This window comes from Streptomyces sp. NPDC056883 (genome assembly GCF_042788835.1).
In the GTDB taxonomy this organism is placed as follows: domain Bacteria; phylum Actinomycetota; class Actinomycetes; order Streptomycetales; family Streptomycetaceae; genus Streptomyces; species Streptomyces stoeckheimensis.
Genome location: NZ_JBHUBS010000005.1, coordinates 88,023 through 104,885, shown reverse-complemented (window position 1 = coordinate 104,885; position 16,863 = coordinate 88,023). Strand labels below are relative to the sequence as shown.

The window sequence follows — 16,863 nt, the reverse complement described above, 5'->3', positions numbered from 1 at the left end:
CGGCGCCGTTGCCGGGGGCCAGCCCCCGGACCCCCGCTCCTCAAACGCCGGAGGGGCTGGATGAACCAGCCGGTAGGGGACTTTGCGCCGCGCAGCGGCAGCGGTGGTGTCGGGATGGCTTCGAGAGTGGGAGGTAGGCAGATGGACGGCGCGGAGCGGTTGCGGCGGTGGCGGATGGTGTTGGGCGGGGGAGACGGGGAGGGGACCGGGGTCGCGTTGGGCGGGGTGGACGCGGGGATGGACGCCGCGCTCGGGGCGCTTTACGGGGGCGACGGCGGCGGGGGACGCAAGCGGGCGGGGGAGCGGTCGGCCGGGCTCGGCGGGTCCGCGCCGCACGTGGCGCGCTGGCTCGGGGACATCCGGACGTACTTCCCCACCTCCGTGGTGCAGGTCATGCAGCGGGACGCGATCCAGCGGCTCGGCCTGTCCGCGTTGCTGCTGGAGCCCGAGATGCTGGAGGCGGTGGAGCCGGACGTGCACCTCGTCGGCACCCTGCTCTCCCTCAACAAGGCCATGCCCGAGACGACGAGGGAGACCGCCCGCGCCGTCGTCCGCAAGGTGGTCGAGCAGGTGGAGAAGCGGCTCGCGAGCCGGACGCGGGCCACGCTGACGGGCGCGCTCGACCGGTCCGCCCGGATCAGCCGGCCGCGGCACGCGGACATCGACTGGGACCGGACCATCCGGGCGAACCTGAAGAACTACCTGCCCGAGTACCGGACCGTCGTTCCCGAGCGGCTGGTCGGGTACGGCCGCGCCTCGCGGGCGGTGAAGAAGGAGGTCGTGCTGTGCATCGACCAGTCGGGTTCGATGGCGGCCTCCGTCGTCTACGCCTCCGTCTTCGGGGCGGTGCTGGCCTCGATGCGTTCGATCGCGACCCGGCTGGTTGTCTTCGACACCGCTGTCGTGGATCTGACCGACCAGCTCGACGATCCCGTCGACGTGCTCTTCGGCACCCAGCTGGGGGGCGGCACCGACATCAACCGGGCGCTCGCCTACTGCCAGTCGAAGATCACCCGTCCCGCCGACACCGTCGTCGTCCTCATCAGTGATCTCTATGAGGGCGGCATACGCGACGAGATGCTGAAGCGGGTCGCGGCCATGAAGGCGGCGGGGGTGGAGTTCGTGGCGCTGCTCGCGCTGTCCGACGAGGGTGCGCCCGCCTACGACCGGGACCACGCCGCCGCCCTCGCCGCACTCGGCGCCCCGGCCTTCGCCTGCACGCCCGACCTGTTCCCGGAGGTGATGGCCGCGGCGCTGGAGAAGCGTCCCCTGCCCGTCCCGTGACCCGGCGGGCACGGCCGCGCGCAGCCCCGTAGGAGAGCCCTCGCGGCGGCCGTACATCGGCGGATCGCACGAAGATGCAGTTCAACCGTGAGGCGATCTGTGACAGGTATCACCGCTCAGGTGTGATCTGCGATTTAGGGACCTACGTCCCACGGGGATAACCTGCGGGACGGACATGCCGCGTCCACGGTCACCGTGTGCGCCTTCCTTGTGACAGCGCCGTCACGTTGCCCTCCGCGGCACGCCCACGCAGATAGCAGACAACCGCGAATCACTGCGAATCTTTGAAGACAAGGGACGGACGCGCGTGGACCTGTTCGAGTACCAGGCGAGGGACCTCTTCGCCAAGCACGGTGTACCGGTGCTGGCCGGTGAAGTGATCGACACGCCTGAGGCGGCGCGCGAGGCCACGGAGCGGCTGGGCGGCAAGTCGGTCGTCAAGGCGCAGGTGAAGGTCGGCGGCCGCGGCAAGGCCGGCGGCGTGAAGCTGGCCGCCACCCCGGACGAGGCCGTCGCCCGTGCGACGGACATCCTCGGGATGGACATCAAGGGCCACACGGTCCACAAGGTGATGATCGCCGAGACCGCTCCGGAGATCCTGGAGGAGTACTACGTCTCGTACCTCCTCGACCGCACCAACCGCACCTTCCTGGCGATGGCCTCGGTCGCGGGCGGCATGGACATCGAGCAGGTCGCCGAGGAGACCCCGGAGAAGCTCGCCAAGGTCCCGGTGAACGCCAACGAGGGCGTGACCATCGAGAAGGCCCGCGAGATCGTCGCGCTGGCGCAGTTCCCGGCCGAGGTTGCCGAGAAGGTCGCCGAGGTCCTCGTGACCCTGTGGGCGACCTTCATCGCCGAGGACGCGCTCCTCGTCGAGGTCAACCCGCTCGCGAAGGTCGCCAACGGCGACGTCATCGCGCTCGACGGCAAGGTCTCGCTCGACGAGAACGCCGAGTTCCGCCAGCCGGGCCACGAGGAGTTCGTGGACCACGCTGCCGCGAACCCGCTCGAGGCCGCCGCCAAGGCGAAGAACCTCAACTACGTGAAGCTCGACGGCGAGGTCGGCATCATCGGCAACGGCGCGGGTCTCGTCATGAGCACCCTCGACGTCGTCGCGTACGCCGGCGAGAACCACGGCGGGGTCAAGCCCGCCAACTTCCTGGACATCGGCGGTGGCGCCTCCGCCGCCGTCATGGCCAACGGTCTCGAGATCATCCTCGGCGACCCGGACGTCAAGTCCGTCTTCGTCAACGTCTTCGGTGGCATCACCGCGTGTGACGAGGTCGCCAACGGCATCGTCCAGGCGCTGCAGCTGCTCGAGGACAAGGGCGAGGCGGTCACCAAGCCGCTGGTCGTCCGCCTCGACGGCAACAACGCCGAGCTGGGTCGCAAGATCCTCTCGGACGCCAACCACCCGCTGGTTCAGCGCGTGGACACCATGGACGGCGCGGCCGACAAGGCCGCCGAGCTCGCGGCTGCGAAGTAAGGGCAGAGGTCACAGACTCACATGGCTATCTTCCTCAACAAGGACAGCAAGGTCATCGTCCAGGGCATGACCGGTGCCACGGGCATGAAGCACACCAAGCTGATGCTGGCTGACGGCACCAACATCGTCGGCGGCGTGAACCCGCGCAAGGCCGGCACCACCGTCGACTTCGACGGCACCGAGGTCCCGGTCTTCGGCTCCGTCGCCGAGGCGATGGAGAAGACGGGCGCCAACGTCTCCGTCCTCTTCGTCCCGCCGGCGTTCGCCAAGTCCGCCGTGGTCGAGGCGATCGACGCCGAGATCCCGCTGGCCGTCGTCATCACCGAGGGCATCGCGGTGCACGACTCCGCCGCCTTCTGGTCGTACGCGTCCGCCAAGGGCAACAAGACGCGGATCATCGGCCCGAACTGCCCGGGTCTGATCACCCCCGGCCAGTCCAACGCCGGCATCATCCCGGGCGACATCACCAAGCCCGGCCGCATCGGTCTCGTGTCCAAGTCGGGCACGCTGACCTACCAGATGATGTACGAGCTCCGTGACATCGGCTTCTCCTCCGCCGTCGGCATCGGTGGCGACCCGGTCATCGGCACCACGCACATCGACGCCCTCGAGGCGTTCGAGGCGGACCCCGACACCGACCTGATCGTCATGATCGGCGAGATCGGCGGCGACGCCGAGGAGCGTGCGGCGGACTTCATCGCGAAGAACGTCACCAAGCCGGTCGTCGGCTACGTCGCGGGCTTCACCGCCCCCGAGGGCAAGACCATGGGTCACGCCGGTGCGATCGTCTCCGGTTCTTCTGGCACCGCACAGGCCAAGAAGGAAGCCCTGGAGGCCGCGGGCGTGAAGGTCGGCAAGACGCCGACCGAGACCGCGAAGCTGGCGCGCGAGATCCTGAACGCCGCGCAGTAAGCAGCAACCAGTAAGCAGCAGCCTTCGGCTGTACGTGCAGACGGGCGTGGCCCGCACCCTGTGAGGGGTGCGGGCCACGCCCGTTTCCGTACGCGGGGGATGCCCGGCGTGCCGCTATTCGAGGCTCGGCGAGATCCGGGAGGGTCCGGCCGACGGATCGGACAGCAGCTTGTCGTGGAGCTGCCGGCCCTCGTCCGTGAGCTGCTGCGGGCCGCTGTGCGGGGGCACGCCCGACACGCTCGCGCCGGGGGCGCGCGGAGGCTCGTACTCGGTCGGAGCGGTCACCCAGGTGTAGGCCGTCGCCGCGGTGATGACGGCCGTCACCCCGATCACCGCACGCGTCCACAGCCGGTTGCGGTGCTCGCCGGCCACCCGTACGACGGCTGCCGCGCGCGGCTCCAGCGGGACCGCGGGCCGCAGTGTGCCGAGCCGCTCGCGCAGCACCGCGGACTGCTTCGCGGGCGGTACGCCGTCCAGTTCGGGGAGCTGGTCGGCGAGGTCGGCGTGCGCGTTGACGAGCCGGTTGCCGGCCGTCGGCGTGGAGGCCTCGGTCTCGGCGGCGGTGTCGGGGAGGTCCAGCCCGACGCCGTCGTAGAGCAGCACGGTGCGGCGGTGGGCCGGGGGCAGCGCGAGCATCGCGTCCAGGAGGATGCGGTCCGCGGGATCGGCCGGGGGCTCGTCGGGGTGCCGGTGGGCCCGGCGGAACCGGTGCCACGGGGAGAGCGCGTGCTCGTACGTGGCCGCGCGCACCCACCCGACCGGATCGGGGTCGGTGGCGACCTCGGGCCAGCGCTCCCACGCCTGCTGGAAGGCGCGCTCGACGGCCTCGCAGGAGAGGGTGTGGCGGCCGGTGAGGAGGTAGGCCTGGCGGGTCAGGGCGGGGGCGATGCGGTCGTAGAGGGCCTCGAAGGCGTCGATCGCCGACGCCGTCGGGGCGGCGTCCTCGCCCGGGGCGTCCTGGGGGGCGGTACGGGCCTGCGCCGCCGGGCTGCCCGGCGTACCGGGGTCTCCTTCGGGTTCGGCCGGTCCGGTGGCCTTGCGGGCCGGTGCGGGGTCCGATGTCGGGTCAGCTCCGGCGGCCTGTGCGGCCGCTGACGCGGCGTCCGAGCCGGAGCCCGTCCCGGAGCCCGCTCCGGCGGGGTGCGCCGGGCCCGCCCCGGTGTCCGGCGCGGAGGCCTTCCCGGAGCGGGGATCGGAGTGCGTCCCGGAGCCCGCTCCGGCGTCCGAGCCGGTGTCAGGGGCCGTGCCCGTACCGGCGTCCGTGGCGGTGTCCGTGCCGGTGCCAGGAGGCAGGGGGCTGCCGGGGCGGAGGGCTGCGCGGCCGCCTCCGCCGTGGCCGCCCGCGGCGGCCCCGGCCTTGACCGGGGACTTGGCCTCGTGCCGGGGCATCCCGACGGGCGGCTTCGCGGCCCGCTTGGCGGCGGGCTTGGGCCGGGTCTGCGCGCCGACGGGCCGGGTGAGTCCGCGCATCATGCGCAGCCCGAACCTGCCCTCGGGGGCGTCGGCGGCTGACGCGGTGTCCGCATCCGCGGGAGCGGCGCCGGTTGCCGCCCCGGCGACCTGTGCCGCGTCCTCGGAGGTGCCCTCCGCGTCGTCCCCCGCGGCGCTGTCGACCCGGCTGCCGGGCGCGGTGCCCGGGGCTGACGCCGCGTCCGCGGCCGCCCCGGCGGCTCCGGTTGCGGCGGGCGCCGACGCTCCGGCGGGGGGAGCGTCGGCCCCGGGGGTGGCGGTGCCGTTGGCCCAGGCGGGCCGCAGGGGCCGGGCGGGCGTACCGTCGGCGACCGGTGCCGCCCCGGTGCCCTCGCCCCGGCCCTGCGCGGGGCCGGCGGAACCCGAGGCGGAGCCCGCGCCCTTGCCCTTGCTCCGGTCAGGGCCCTCCGGGGCCGCCGAGCCGTCGGCCCGGGCCGTGGGGCCCGAGGGGGCGGAGCCGGGGGAGTCGTCCGCGGACAGCCTGGTCAGGAGCTTGGAGTAGGCCTCCAGCTTGCGGCCCCGGGGGTGGGTGCGGCCGGTCTCCCAGGAGCGGACGGTATTCGAGGTGACGCCCACCGCCGCCGCGACCTCTTCGTGCGTCAGATCGGCTGCTTCGCGCAGGCGTCGGCGTTCCTTCGGGGTGGGGAGGCCCAGCTCCGTGACGCTTTGTGTCATGCCAGACTCCCCGCGACCCGGACGCTCTGACCGAAAAAGTACATAAACGTATATTGAGCGACACCACGGTCATTCGCCTGTTACCCGCCCATAGCGCGTGTCGTTGGCACCATGAGCGGGTGACCCAAGTGACCGAACGCGGGACCTCGTTGCCCACGCCCCCAAGGGCCCCCGTACGGCGCCGTTCACCGGCGGCCGCCGCGTGTGTCGTGGGTGGCGCCGTCGCCGCAGTGCTGGGGCTCGGTTTCCTCGCCGTGCTCGTCATCGTGCTGTGGATCAGCTCCCCCTACCCCGACAGCGGCCCCGGCGGCGCCCTGCACCTCGCCGCGGGCCTCTGGCTGCTCGCCCACGGAACCGAACTCGTCCGCTACGAGACCCTCTCCGGGGTGCCCGCCCCCGTCGGTCTGACCCCGTTGCTGCTGGTGGCCCTGCCCGCCCTGCTCATCCGGCGTGCCGCCCGGCTGGGCAGCGCCGCGCAGGAGGACCGGGGCGCGGAGCCGCTGCCCGCCGGCGTGGTGTTCTCCGCCGTGCTCTGCGGCTACCTCGCGGTCGGCGCCCTGGCCGTCGTCTACGCAGCCTCCGGGCCGATGCCCGCCGACCCGCTCAGTGCGGCCCGGCACCTCCCGCTCGTCGCCGCCCTCGCCGCCGCGGGCGGGGTCTGGGAGTACCGGGGGAGGCCGCTCGGCCAGCTGACCGGTCCGCTGCCCGGCCGGCTCACCCGGCCCCGCTACGCCCTCGCGCTGCGGGCCGGCGCCGGCGGGGTGCTGGTGCTCCTCGGCGGCGGAGCCCTGCTGGTCGGCGCCTCGCTGGCCTGGCACGGGTCGGAGGTGCAGGGCTCGTTCGCGGCGCTGACCGGGGTCTGGTCGGGCCGCTTCGCGGTGCTGTTGCTGGCCCTGGCGCTGATCCCGAACGCCGTCGTCTGGGGCGCCTCCTACGCCCTCGGTCCCGGCTTCGCGCTGGGCACCGGAGCCGCCGCGACCCCGCTCGGCTTCGACGGCTCGGCCGCGCTGCCGGGCTTCCCGCTGCTCGCGGGGCTGCCCGCGGAGGGTCCCGGAACGCCGCTGACCTGGGCCGTCGGCGCGGTGCCGGTGGCGGCCGGGCTGGCGGTGGGCTGGTTCGCGGTACGCCGGGCACGCGATGTCTCGTACGGGGAGACCGCGCTCACGGCGGCGCTCGGAGCCCTGGTGTGCGCCCTGGCGACGGCCGCCCTCTCGGCGGCTTCGGCGGGGCCCCTCGGATCCCGGGAGCTGGCCGCCTTCGGCCCCGTGTGGTGGCAGGCGGGCGGGGCGGCCCTGGGCTGGACCCTGGCCCTCGCGGTGCCGCTGGCCGTCACCGTGCACGCCTGGCGGAACCGGCCCGCGAAGGGCCTGGCCGGCGAGGGCGCGGAGGACGGCTGGCACGACAGCGGCGTACGGGAGGTCCGCTGGGCGGCCCTGCGCCGTGCGGCGGGCACCCTGATCCCGGACTTCTCCGGCACGCCGGAGGAGGGCGCCGGGCCGCCCGCGGACCGGGTCCCGGAGGAAGGGGCCCGGCCGGTGTCCGCACCGCCGAAGCGTCCCGTGCTGGTCATGCCCGGCCTCAAACTGGACCTGACCCCGATCCCGCTCCCCGCCCTGCCCGCGGAGCCGCCGCCGGCGACGACGCTCGCGCCCGCACCCGGGCCCGGGGCGCTCGTGGCGGCCGGAGCGCCCCTTCCGGCGCCCCCGAGCGCGTCCCCGCTCGTCCCGCCGGTGACCGGAGCACGCGTACTGACCCGCCGGAAGCCGGAGACGGGACCGGGACCGGGACCGGGACTGGAAGCGGAAACGGGACCGGGACCGGGACCGGAAGCGGGGGCGGACGCCGACCCGGGGCAGCCCGAAGAAGCCGCCCGGATCGACTAGCCACCGCTCGGCTACCGCTGGACCTCGAGCATCTTGCCGATGAAGTTGTCCGGCAGCAGGTCGTTGCACTGCAGCTCGGCCGGCTTGGTGAGGGCGTCCTGCTTGCAGACGTAGAAGTCCTTGTACGTGAGCTGCACCGCGTACGAGGACAGCGCCAGCAGGATCGCCAGCGAAGCGGTCACCAGGCCGCTCGCGGCCGCCGTCCGCTGCGGCCGGGCGGCGGCGCCCAGCGCCGCCAGTCCGCCCCGGGCCGTATCGGGAGCGGCGCCGGTGTCCGCGGCCGGGGCGGCAGCCCTGCCCGTACCCGTACCGACGTCCGCCGCCGAGGCGCCCGGGCGGCCCGAGGTGCTTTCCGCACCCTCCCCGGACGGCTTCGCCGGGACCCCGCGGAGCGCGCTGATCCCCCAGTACAGGGCGAGCGCGCCCAGCAGCAGCCCCATCGAGGGGATGCCGAAGACCCCGAAGAAGAAGCCCCACATGCCCGCCAGCAGCGCGTACCGCGCCCGCCGCTGGATCGGGTCCGTGGGGTCCCAGCGAGCCGGTCCCGACCCGGGGTCCGCGCCCGGTCCCGACCCGGGGTTCTGCGGGTCGCCGCCGTCACCGCCGGCGCGCGGCTCCCAGAGCTGATCGGGCCGGCCTTCCGGGGGCGCCGCGAAGGGGTTGTCGTCGGTCGGGCGGTCGGGCTGGGGGCGGTCCGGCATCGGGTGTGTTTCATCCCCTGTGTCGTGGACGCCGCTGGGACGTCCGAGGCCTGTTTACGGCGTGTACGCCAGACGCTACCGCCCACCCGTCCCCCCGTCCCTCGGGGGCCGTCCGGTGTGCCGGTATCGTTGCAGGCGGTCGGTGGCTTCGTATGGTCCCCCGTATATCGGGGACCCGAATTTTCATGCGATCACACAAGACGAACGACGCGCCCCCGGTTCACGCCGGGAGGCGCCCCCGCTCGACGAGAAAGGGCCTCCCATGGCCGCCTCCCGCCTGGTCGTGCTGGTCTCCGGATCCGGCACCAACCTCCAGGCCCTGCTCGACGCCATCGACGCCCATCCCGGCGGATCCGAGGGCTTCGGCGCCGAAGTCGTCGCCGTGGGAGCCGACCGCGAGAACATCGCCGGCCTGGAGCGCGCCGAGAAGGCAGGGATCCCCACCTTCGTGTGCCCGGTCAAGGCGTACGCGAGCCGTGCGGAGTGGGACGCCGCCCTGACGGAGGCCACGGACGCGCACGCGCCGGACCTCGTGATCTCGGCGGGGTTCATGAAGATCGTCGGGCCCGAGTTCATCGGCCGCTTCGGCGGCCGGTTCGTCAACACCCACCCCGCCCTCCTCCCGGCCTTCCCGGGTGCCCACGGCGTACGGGACGCCCTCGCCTACGGCGCGAAGGTCACCGGCTGCACCGTCCACTTCGTGGACGCGGGCGTGGACACCGGTCCGATCATCGCCCAGGGTGTGGTCGAGGTCCGGGACGAAGAGGACGAAGCCGCTCTCCATGAGCGGATCAAGGAAGTCGAGCGCGAGCTGCTCGTCGACGTCGTGGGGCGCCTGGCCCGGCACGGCTACCGCATCGAGGGACGAAAGGTAACAATCCAGTGACCGCCGCAGAGGCCGCAGGGACCGTAGAGACCGTGACCGCAGAGGGCGAGGACCTCGCCGTGTCGAAGCGCCCGATCCGGCGCGCGCTCATCAGCGTGTACGACAAGACGGGACTGGAAGAGCTGGCCCGCGGTCTGCACGAGGCGGGTGTCGCGCTCGTCTCGACCGGCTCCACCGCCTCGAAGATCGCCGCCGCCGGGGTGCCCGTCACCAAGGTCGAGGAGCTGACCGGCTTCCCCGAGTGCCTGGACGGCCGGGTCAAGACCCTGCACCCGCGCGTGCACGCCGGCATCCTGGCCGACCTGCGCCTGGAGGACCACCGCAACCAGCTCGCCGAGCTGGGCGTCGAGCCCTTCGACCTGGTGATCGTCAACCTCTACCCCTTCCTCGCGACCGTCCAGTCGGGCGCCACCGAGGACGAGTGCGTGGAGCAGATCGACATCGGCGGCCCCTCGATGGTCCGCGCCGCCGCCAAGAACCACCCCTCGGTGGCCGTGGTCACCAGCCCGGCGCGCTACGACGCCGTGATCGCCGCGGCCCAGGGCGGCGGCTTCGACCTCACCGCCCGCAAGCGGCTCGCGGCCGAGGCCTTCCAGCACACCGCCGCGTACGACGTGGCCGTGGCCTCCTGGTTCACGAACGCGTACGCCCCCGAGCCGGAGGCCGTGCTCCCCGAGTTCCTGGCCGGCGCCTGGGAGCGCAAGTCCACCCTCCGCTACGGCGAGAACCCGCACCAGGCGGCCGCGCTGTACACGGACGGCCGGCCGGGCGGGCTCGCCAACGCCGAGCAGCTGCACGGCAAGGAGATGTCCTACAACAACTACGTGGACACCGACGCGGCCCGCCGCGCCGCCTACGACCACGAAGAGCCCTGCGTCGCGATCATCAAGCACGCCAACCCGTGCGGCATCGCCGTGGGCAAGGACGTCGCCGAGGCCCACCGCAAGGCGCACGCCTGCGACACGGCCTCCGCCTTCGGCGGGGTCATCGCCGTCAACCGCCCGGTGACCGTCGAGCTCGCCGAGCAGGTCGCGGAGATCTTCACCGAGGTCATCGTCGCCCCCGACTTCGAGCCGGGCGCCGTCGAGGTCCTGGCGAAGAAGAAGAACATCCGCGTCCTGAAGGTCGAGGGCGCCCCGCACCAGGCGGCCGAGCTCAAGCCGATCTCGGGCGGCGTGCTGCTTCAGCAGAGCGACCTCGTCCAGGCCGAGGGCGACGACCCGGCGACCTGGACGCTCGCCACCGGCGAGGCCCTCTCCGCCGACGAGCTCGCCGACCTCGCCTTCGCGTGGAAGGCCTGCCGCGCCGTCAAGTCCAACGCGATCCTGCTCGCCAAGGACGGCGCCTCGGTCGGCGTCGGCATGGGCCAGGTCAACCGCGTCGACTCCGCGAAGCTGGCCGTCGAGCGGGCGGGCGCCGAGCGCGCGCAGGGCTCGTACGCCGCCTCCGACGCCTTCTTCCCCTTCCCGGACGGGCTGGAGATCCTGACGGCCGCCGGCGTCAAGGCCGTGGTCCAGCCGGGCGGTTCGATGCGCGACGAGCTGGTCATCGAGGCCGCGAAGGCGGCGGGCGTGACGATGTACCTCACCGGGACCCGTCACTTCTTCCACTGAGTCACCGAGCCACCGAGCCACCGAGTCACCGGGGCGCCGAGTCCGGAGCTCACCGCAGACGGCGAAGGCCGCCCACCGCAGCAGTGCGGGGGGCGGCCTTCGCCGTGAACGGGGGCGGGCGGTGCGCCGGAGGGTCAGTACCGCGGGCGGCTGAAGTACGCGCCGGCGGCGGAGTTGGCCAGGCCGATGAGGATCCACAGGCCCAGGCCGAGCGAGATCAGCGTGAGGACCAGCGAGAACGCGGCGGCGCCGGCCACGGAGCCGTGCTCGCTGCTGAGCGTGATCACGTTGCCGATCAGGCCGATGACGGCGAAGAGGGTCTGCAGCGAGCCGTAGATGATCCCGGACACCCGTACGCCGCCGCGGCCCTTGCCCAGCTTGGCCGCGGTCAGGATCGGCCACAGGGAGTAGGCGACGACGGCGATGCCGATGATGACGAAGAAGACGCTCAGGGCGGCGGCCGCGTCGCTCGACGAAGAGCTGCCGGAGTCGAACTCGGAGGCGAACAGGGCGCCGATGACGGCGACGGCCACGCCGCCGAGGGCCGAGAGGATCCCGAGGATCCAGAGGACGACCCGCGCCCCCTTGACCCCGCCCGGCATCGGCACCTGCGCGCCCGGGAAGCCGGGGCCGCCCGGGTAGGCCTGCTGCGGGTAGGCGTAGCCGCCCTGGGCCGGGATGCCCTGGGGGGCCTGCTGGGGGTATCCGTAGGCGGGCTGGCCGCCCTGCGGCTGCTGCGCGTAGGGGTTGTTCGGGTCGCCGTAGCTCATCTGGGGTGTTCCTCCGTGGAAGTGCGGGGACGCACGGCACGCGCGGAGGAGTCACTGCAAATCGTGCGGCCCGCCCCCCGGCACTGCCCGCGGCACTCTTTCCCCGCATCGTCGTCGGGCCGGACCGGGCTTGTCCAGCCGGGATGCCGTCAGCCCGGGACTTGTTGTGCAAGTGCAACGAAGTGGGAACGGACCGGGAACGAAGCGGCAGCGCGGCGGCAGCACGGTGGCGGCGCCGCCGCGGCGCGGCGGGAACGGAGCCGGTCGGGTCGTGCGGGGGGCCGCGACTGGATCCGCGGCCGCCCCATCCGGGAGGATGGGGTCATGACTGCCCAGATTCTCGACGGCAAGGCCACCGCAGCCGCGATCAAGTCCGAACTGACCGCCCGCGTGGCGGCGCTCAAGGCCCGGGGCATCACCCCCGGCCTCGGCACCCTGCTGGTCGGCGACGACCCAGGCAGCCGCTGGTACGTCAACGGCAAGCACAAGGACTGCGCCGAGGTCGGCATCGCCTCCCTCCAGCGCGAACTCCCCGCGACGGCCTCCCAGGAGGACATCGAGGAGGTCGTGCGGGAGCTGAACGCCAACCCGGAATGCACCGGCTACATCGTGCAACTCCCGCTTCCCAAGGGCATCGACACCAACCGCGTCCTGGAGCTCATGGACCCGGCGAAGGACGCCGACGGCCTGCACCCGATGTCACTCGGCAGGCTGGTCCTGAACGAGCCGGGCCCGCTGCCGTGCACCCCGTACGGGATCGTCCAGCTGCTGCGCCACCACGGCGTCGAGATCAACGGCGCGCACGTGGTCGTCCTCGGCCGCGGGATCACCGTCGGCCGGTCCATCGGCCTGCTGCTCACCCGCAAGTCCGAGAACGCGACCGTGACCCTGTGCCACACCGGTACCCGCGACCTGTCCGGACTGCTGCGCCAGGCGGACATCGTCGTCGCGGCGGCCGGCGTGCCGCACCTGGTCAAGCCGGAGGACGTGAAGCCGGGCGCGGCCGTGCTCGACGTCGGCGTCAGCCGCGACGAGAACGGCAAGATCGTCGGGGACGTGCACCCCGGGGTCGCGGACGTGGCCGGCTGGATCTCCCCGAACCCGGGCGGCGTCGGCCCGATGACCCGGGCGCAGCTGCTCGTCAACGTCGTAGAGGCCGCCGAGCGGGCGGTTCCCCGTGCCGGCTGAGCACGAGCCGGAGCCCGGCACCGTCCCCGAACCCGCCCGGGCCCCCGCTCCCACCAGGGCCGCCGCCCCGGCGGCCCCGCGCCCGGTGCCGAGCTGGGCCAGGAAGGGCGACGGGGACGGCGGGCCGACCCCCGGGGCCGCGGACGCCGACGAGGCGGACGGGGCGGACGGGGCCAAGTCGCGCCGTTTCCCCTCCGTCACCCGGGACACCGCGCGTCCCGAGGGCGGCGGCCGGGCCGCGCCCGGTGACGCCCCGGCTCCGGCCCGGCAGTGGCCGATGCTGGCCGTCCTGGCCGCGACGGCGGCCGGACTGCTGCTCACTGCGGTGGGCCATGCGCGCGGCGGCTGCCTGCTGATCGGGATCGCGATGATCGCGGGTTCGCTGATGCGCCGGCTGCTGCCCTCCGTGGGCATGCTCGCGGTGCGCTCCCGCTTCACGGACATGGTCACGTACGGCCTGCTGGGCGTGGCGATCACGCTGCTCGCACTGGTCATGGAACCCAAGCCGTGGCTGAACGTCCCCTTCCTGGAGACCGCGGTCCGTTTCACGGTCCGCTGAGCCTCCCGGGGCCCCCGCGGTACCCCCGGGAGGACGCCCCGTGTGCCCCGCGCCACACGGGGCGGGGGATTGGGGTGTTCCAGGGTCGGATAGCCTGACCGCGGATGTCTCTTCACGTCAAGATTTTCCGGGCCACGGAGCGGCGTCCTCCCAGCACATGGGGCAAGGACGCCCCACCCCCAGCTGTCTAACGGAGAAGGCCATGACCCGCACTCCCGTGAATGTCACCGTCACCGGCGCCGCCGGCCAGATCGGCTACGCGCTGCTCTTCCGCATCGCCTCCGGCCACCTGCTCGGCGCGGACGTGCCGGTCAAGCTCCGCCTCCTGGAGATCCCCCAGGGCATGAAGGCCGCCCAGGGCACCGCCATGGAGCTCGACGACTGCGCCTTCCCGCTGCTCGCCGGCATCGACATCTTCGACGACCCGAACAAGGGCTTCGAGGGTGCCAACGTCGCGCTGCTGGTCGGCGCCCGTCCGCGCACCGCGGGCATGGAGCGCGGTGACCTGCTCTCCGCCAACGGCGGCATCTTCAAGCCGCAGGGCGCCGCGATCAACGCGCACGCCGCGGACGACATCAAGGTCCTGGTCGTGGGCAACCCGGCCAACACCAACGCGCTCATCGCGCAGGCCGCCGCCCCGGACGTACCGGCCGAGCGCTTCACCGCGATGACCCGCCTGGACCACAACCGCGCGATCTCGCAGCTGGCCGCCAAGACCGGCGCCGCCGTCTCCGACATCAAGCGCCTGACCATCTGGGGCAACCACTCGGCGACCCAGTACCCGGACATCTTCCACGCGGAGATCGCCGGCAAGAACGCCGCCGAGCTGGTCAACGACCAGACCTGGCTGTCGGACGAGTTCATCCCGACCGTCGCCAAGCGCGGCGCGGCGATCATCGAGGCCCGCGGCGCGTCCTCGGCCGCCTCGGCCGCCAACGCCGCCATCGACCACGTGCACACGTGGGTCAACGGCACCGCGGCGGGCGACTGGACCTCCATGGGCATCCCGTCGGACGGCTCCTACGGCGTCCCGGAGGGCATCATCTCCTCCTTCCCGGTCACCACGAAGGACGGCCGCTACGAGATCGTCCAGGGCCTGGACATCAACGAGTTCTCCCGTGCGCGCATCGACGCGTCCGTGGCGGAGCTCGTCGAGGAGCGCGACGCGGTGCGCGAGCTCGGCCTGATCTGATCGTTTTCGTACGGCCGGGCCGCGCAGGCCCCCGTACGAGCGGTACGAACACCAAAGCGCCCCGGCCAAACCTGGCCGGGGCGCTTTGGCGTGAATCGTTCTGTCGCCGCATGGAGGGGGACCCTAGGGTCGGTCGGTGACCGAGAATGCGATTCCCCAGCAGCCAGGCGGCAGTTGGGCCGGTCCCTCCGCGGGCCGCCCCCCGGTGCACCCCTCCCTCAGCGAGGCCGGCCGCTTCCTGTGTGCGGGGACGTACCTCGACGCCGGGTACCGCGACCGGGTCATCGACGAGCTGTACGTCCACGAGGAACGGATCGTCGCCCCCTCCTACGGCTACGACGCCTCCCGGGTCCTCGCCCACGCGCTGCGCGCCCGGCGCGCCGAACTGGGCTGGGCCGCCGGGGTCCTCGGGGCCTGGTTCGTCGGCGCCCTGCTCACGGGCGGCGCCCTCGCCGCGCTCATCCTGCCCTTCCTGGCGCTGAGCCTGGCCGACTGGCTGCGCGCCCGGAACGTCCCGGTGCTGCGGGTGCTCTCCGTGGTCGTGCGGATCTACGTGTGGTGGATGCTGATCGCCGTCCTCGCGGTGCTCGGCTTCGGAGGCGGCTTCCAACTGCTGGGCTTCCTGGACGAGATGGGCGGTTCGGGCATCAGTCCGTTCGCTCCGAGCGGCGCGGAAGCCGGCGGAGCCGCCGCCCTGTGGTGGCTGCCGGTGGTCTTCGCCGCCGTGGTGACCGTCGTCGGCCTCCAGCGCGGACACGTCTTCCGGACGATCGCCACCGACCTCTCCGAGCCCCGCTACGCCGACCACGCGAACGACCAGGCCGAAGCCGCCGACGGGGCCCGGTTCCAGCGGGTCCGCCAGCGCATCCGGGCCGAGCAGCACGCGCCGATGATCATGTACGACGTCAACGACCCGTTCTGCGGGGCGGGTGATCCCTTCCGGCCCTGGCAGCTGTCCGTGGAACTGCGTCCGCGCGAGGACCTCGGCCCCGGCCGCAAGCCGGTCGCGGTCACCAACGCCCACATCCTGGCGCGGATCGTGCCGCTGCTGGAACGCCTGCGGGTGCCCTCCCCGCACGGCTCCCCGGAGCAGGCCGCCGCCGTGGGCGACCGGATGCGCGAACTGGTCCTGGACGAGTGCGTGTTCCTGCCCGCGGGCGGGCTGCCGCACCGGGACACCGCGCAGGTGGTGCACGGGCAGTTCGGCGAGCAGCGGGCCGCCGCCATCGAGGAGGGCGGCGAGCGCCGCCGGCACTTCCTGCGCGTGCGGGTGGGCGGCTGGGACGAGAACCTCGTCGTCACCGTCTTCGTACGGGTCCACACGCAGGGCGGGATGATGATGCTGGAGGTGGCCCCGCACCTGCTGCTGCCCGTCCGGACCGACTTCCACAACGCGGACGCCGACGCCCAGCGCTACCGCAACAACAGCGGCTTCGGCAAGGCCGTCTGGGCCCTGCGCAACACCCCCGGCTCCCTCGCGGCCTCCGCGGCCACGCTGGGCCGCGGCCTGGCGAGCTGGTGGCGGATCGTCACCGGCGGCCACGGCGGGGCCCGGCCGGAGGGGCCGCGGGTGTCGGTGCGCGAGCTGGCCTCCGAGGACAACGGCTCGCTGTTCCACCTGATGGACCTCGACCGTTTCCTGAAGACGATCCAGGACCGGGTCGTCGGGGGCGTCGTCCTCGCGCTGCACGAAGCGGGCTGGCACACCGAGGAGTTCGCGCAGCGCGCGGTCAACGTCGCCGAGGGCGGGGTGTTCATCCAGTCGGTGAACCACAGCGCCTTCAGCGTCGGCGGCAGCAACAACACCAACAGCACCAAGGTCAGGAGGAGTACCGGTGGCAACTGAAGACGGCGTGACGGGGACGGGCGCTGCCGGGCAGGAGCCCGCGGTCCGCATCGGCGATGTCACGGGCAGCGCGTTCAGCATCGGCGGCAGCAACAACACCAACACCACCACCGTGCACCACGGGGGAGCGGGGACGGACACCGTCGGGCCGCAGGCCCTCCTCGACGCCGTACTGGAGCTGCGCGCGGCCCTCGTGAGGCTGCCTCGCGGTGAGGACAGGGCGGCGCTCGACGCCGAGCTCGACGGGGTCGCGGAGGGACTGGAGGGGGCCGACGAGATCCGCCCCGGCCTGGTGCCCCGGCTCCGCGGAGCCCTGGAACGCTGGGCCCCGCTGGTGGACTCGGTCAGCGCCGCGACCGCCCTGGCCGGGCTCCTGACCACCCTGGGAGGCTGACCCG

At 73.2% G+C, this 16,863-nt stretch carries 14 protein-coding genes; 11 read left to right on the top strand and 3 right to left on the bottom strand.

The annotated features are described in order from the left end of the window. Window positions 1–114 precede the first annotated feature (114 nt). The 3 genes from ACFRU2_RS15095 to sucD all read left to right on the top strand — a co-directional run bounded on the left by ACFRU2_RS15095 (window position 115) and on the right by sucD (window position 3,682). Window positions 115–1,284: a VWA domain-containing protein gene (locus ACFRU2_RS15095; protein WP_382972056.1), complete on the top strand. Its 1,170-nt coding sequence runs from the start codon at window positions 115–117 to the stop codon at window positions 1,282–1,284. 307 nt (window positions 1,285–1,591) lie between these two features. Then, complete coding sequence (gene sucC, locus ACFRU2_RS15090; RefSeq protein WP_250744077.1) at window positions 1,592–2,770, top strand: ADP-forming succinate--CoA ligase subunit beta; 1,179 nt, start codon at window positions 1,592–1,594, stop codon at window positions 2,768–2,770. Window positions 2,771–2,791: 21 nt separating this feature from the next. Next, the gene (gene sucD / locus ACFRU2_RS15085) at window positions 2,792–3,682 is read left to right on the top strand and encodes a succinate--CoA ligase subunit alpha (RefSeq protein WP_274549144.1); all 891 of its coding nucleotides are present in this window, start codon (window positions 2,792–2,794) and stop codon (window positions 3,680–3,682) included. Window positions 3,683–3,796: 114 nt separating this feature from the next. Here sucD and ACFRU2_RS15080 read toward each other — a convergent pair whose 3' ends face one another. Then, on the bottom strand, window positions 3,797–5,827 hold the full coding sequence (locus ACFRU2_RS15080; RefSeq protein WP_382972054.1) for a helix-turn-helix domain-containing protein: 2,031 nt from the start codon (window positions 5,825–5,827) through the stop codon (window positions 3,797–3,799). 119 nt (window positions 5,828–5,946) lie between these two features. Here ACFRU2_RS15080 and ACFRU2_RS15075 point away from each other — a divergent pair, with 119 nt between their 5' ends. Next, window positions 5,947–7,710: a DUF6350 family protein gene (locus ACFRU2_RS15075; RefSeq protein ID WP_382972052.1), complete on the top strand. Its 1,764-nt coding sequence runs from the start codon at window positions 5,947–5,949 to the stop codon at window positions 7,708–7,710. Window positions 7,711–7,721: 11 nt separating this feature from the next. Here ACFRU2_RS15075 and ACFRU2_RS15070 read toward each other — a convergent pair whose 3' ends face one another. Continuing rightward, the gene (locus ACFRU2_RS15070; RefSeq protein ID WP_382972050.1) at window positions 7,722–8,411 is read right to left on the bottom strand and encodes a hypothetical protein; all 690 of its coding nucleotides are present in this window, start codon (window positions 8,409–8,411) and stop codon (window positions 7,722–7,724) included. Between the two features lie 262 nt (window positions 8,412–8,673). Between ACFRU2_RS15070 and purN the strand changes: the two genes are divergently transcribed. Further along, entirely contained in the window at window positions 8,674–9,297 is a 624-nt protein-coding gene (purN, locus tag ACFRU2_RS15065; protein ID WP_250744072.1) for a phosphoribosylglycinamide formyltransferase, read from the top strand. A 32-nt stretch (window positions 9,298–9,329) separates the two neighbouring features. Continuing rightward, a complete protein-coding gene (purH, locus tag ACFRU2_RS15060; protein WP_382972047.1) occupies window positions 9,330–10,910 on the top strand; it encodes a bifunctional phosphoribosylaminoimidazolecarboxamide formyltransferase/IMP cyclohydrolase in 1,581 nt (526 codons plus the stop codon). 134 nt (window positions 10,911–11,044) lie between these two features. Here purH and ACFRU2_RS15055 read toward each other — a convergent pair whose 3' ends face one another. Beyond that, a complete protein-coding gene (locus tag ACFRU2_RS15055) occupies window positions 11,045–11,680 on the bottom strand; it encodes a hypothetical protein (protein ID WP_382972045.1) in 636 nt (211 codons plus the stop codon). Between the two features lie 324 nt (window positions 11,681–12,004). Here ACFRU2_RS15055 and ACFRU2_RS15050 point away from each other — a divergent pair, with 324 nt between their 5' ends. From ACFRU2_RS15050 to ACFRU2_RS15030, 5 genes are all read left to right on the top strand, one after another. Continuing rightward, a complete protein-coding gene (locus ACFRU2_RS15050) occupies window positions 12,005–12,868 on the top strand; it encodes a bifunctional methylenetetrahydrofolate dehydrogenase/methenyltetrahydrofolate cyclohydrolase (protein ID WP_254382492.1) in 864 nt (287 codons plus the stop codon). Next, the gene (locus ACFRU2_RS15045; protein WP_382972042.1) at window positions 12,858–13,427 is read left to right on the top strand and encodes a DUF3017 domain-containing protein; all 570 of its coding nucleotides are present in this window, start codon (window positions 12,858–12,860) and stop codon (window positions 13,425–13,427) included. Before ACFRU2_RS15050 ends, ACFRU2_RS15045 begins: the two co-directional genes overlap by 11 nt. A 202-nt stretch (window positions 13,428–13,629) precedes the next feature. Next, complete coding sequence (locus ACFRU2_RS15040) at window positions 13,630–14,619, top strand: malate dehydrogenase (protein WP_382972040.1); 990 nt, start codon at window positions 13,630–13,632, stop codon at window positions 14,617–14,619. A gap of 136 nt (window positions 14,620–14,755) precedes the next feature. Beyond that, the gene (locus tag ACFRU2_RS15035; protein WP_382972038.1) at window positions 14,756–16,465 is read left to right on the top strand and encodes a hypothetical protein; all 1,710 of its coding nucleotides are present in this window, start codon (window positions 14,756–14,758) and stop codon (window positions 16,463–16,465) included. After that, complete coding sequence (locus tag ACFRU2_RS15030) at window positions 16,455–16,859, top strand: hypothetical protein (RefSeq protein WP_382972036.1); 405 nt, start codon at window positions 16,455–16,457, stop codon at window positions 16,857–16,859. The genes ACFRU2_RS15035 and ACFRU2_RS15030 overlap by 11 nt, the downstream gene beginning before the upstream one ends. Window positions 16,860–16,863: the final 4 nt, after the last annotated feature.

Bases quoted from the DNA above. Each gene is read 5' to 3' on its own strand.
- ACFRU2_RS15040 (WP_382972040.1), top strand. From the start codon at position 13,630: ATGACCCGCACTCCCGTGAATGTCACCGTCACCGGCGCCGCCGGCCAG.
- purN (WP_250744072.1), top strand. From the start codon at position 8,674: ATGGCCGCCTCCCGCCTGGTCGTGCTGGTCTCCGGATCCGGCACCAAC.
- ACFRU2_RS15080 (WP_382972054.1), bottom strand. From the start codon at position 5,827: ATGACACAAAGCGTCACGGAGCTGGGCCTCCCCACCCCGAAGGAACGC.
- sucD (WP_274549144.1), top strand. From the start codon at position 2,792: ATGGCTATCTTCCTCAACAAGGACAGCAAGGTCATCGTCCAGGGCATG.
- ACFRU2_RS15095 (WP_382972056.1), top strand. From the start codon at position 115: ATGGCTTCGAGAGTGGGAGGTAGGCAGATGGACGGCGCGGAGCGGTTG.
- ACFRU2_RS15070 (WP_382972050.1), bottom strand. From the start codon at position 8,411: ATGCCGGACCGCCCCCAGCCCGACCGCCCGACCGACGACAACCCCTTC.
- ACFRU2_RS15055 (WP_382972045.1), bottom strand. From the start codon at position 11,680: ATGAGCTACGGCGACCCGAACAACCCCTACGCGCAGCAGCCGCAGGGC.
- ACFRU2_RS15050 (WP_254382492.1), top strand. From the start codon at position 12,005: ATGACTGCCCAGATTCTCGACGGCAAGGCCACCGCAGCCGCGATCAAG.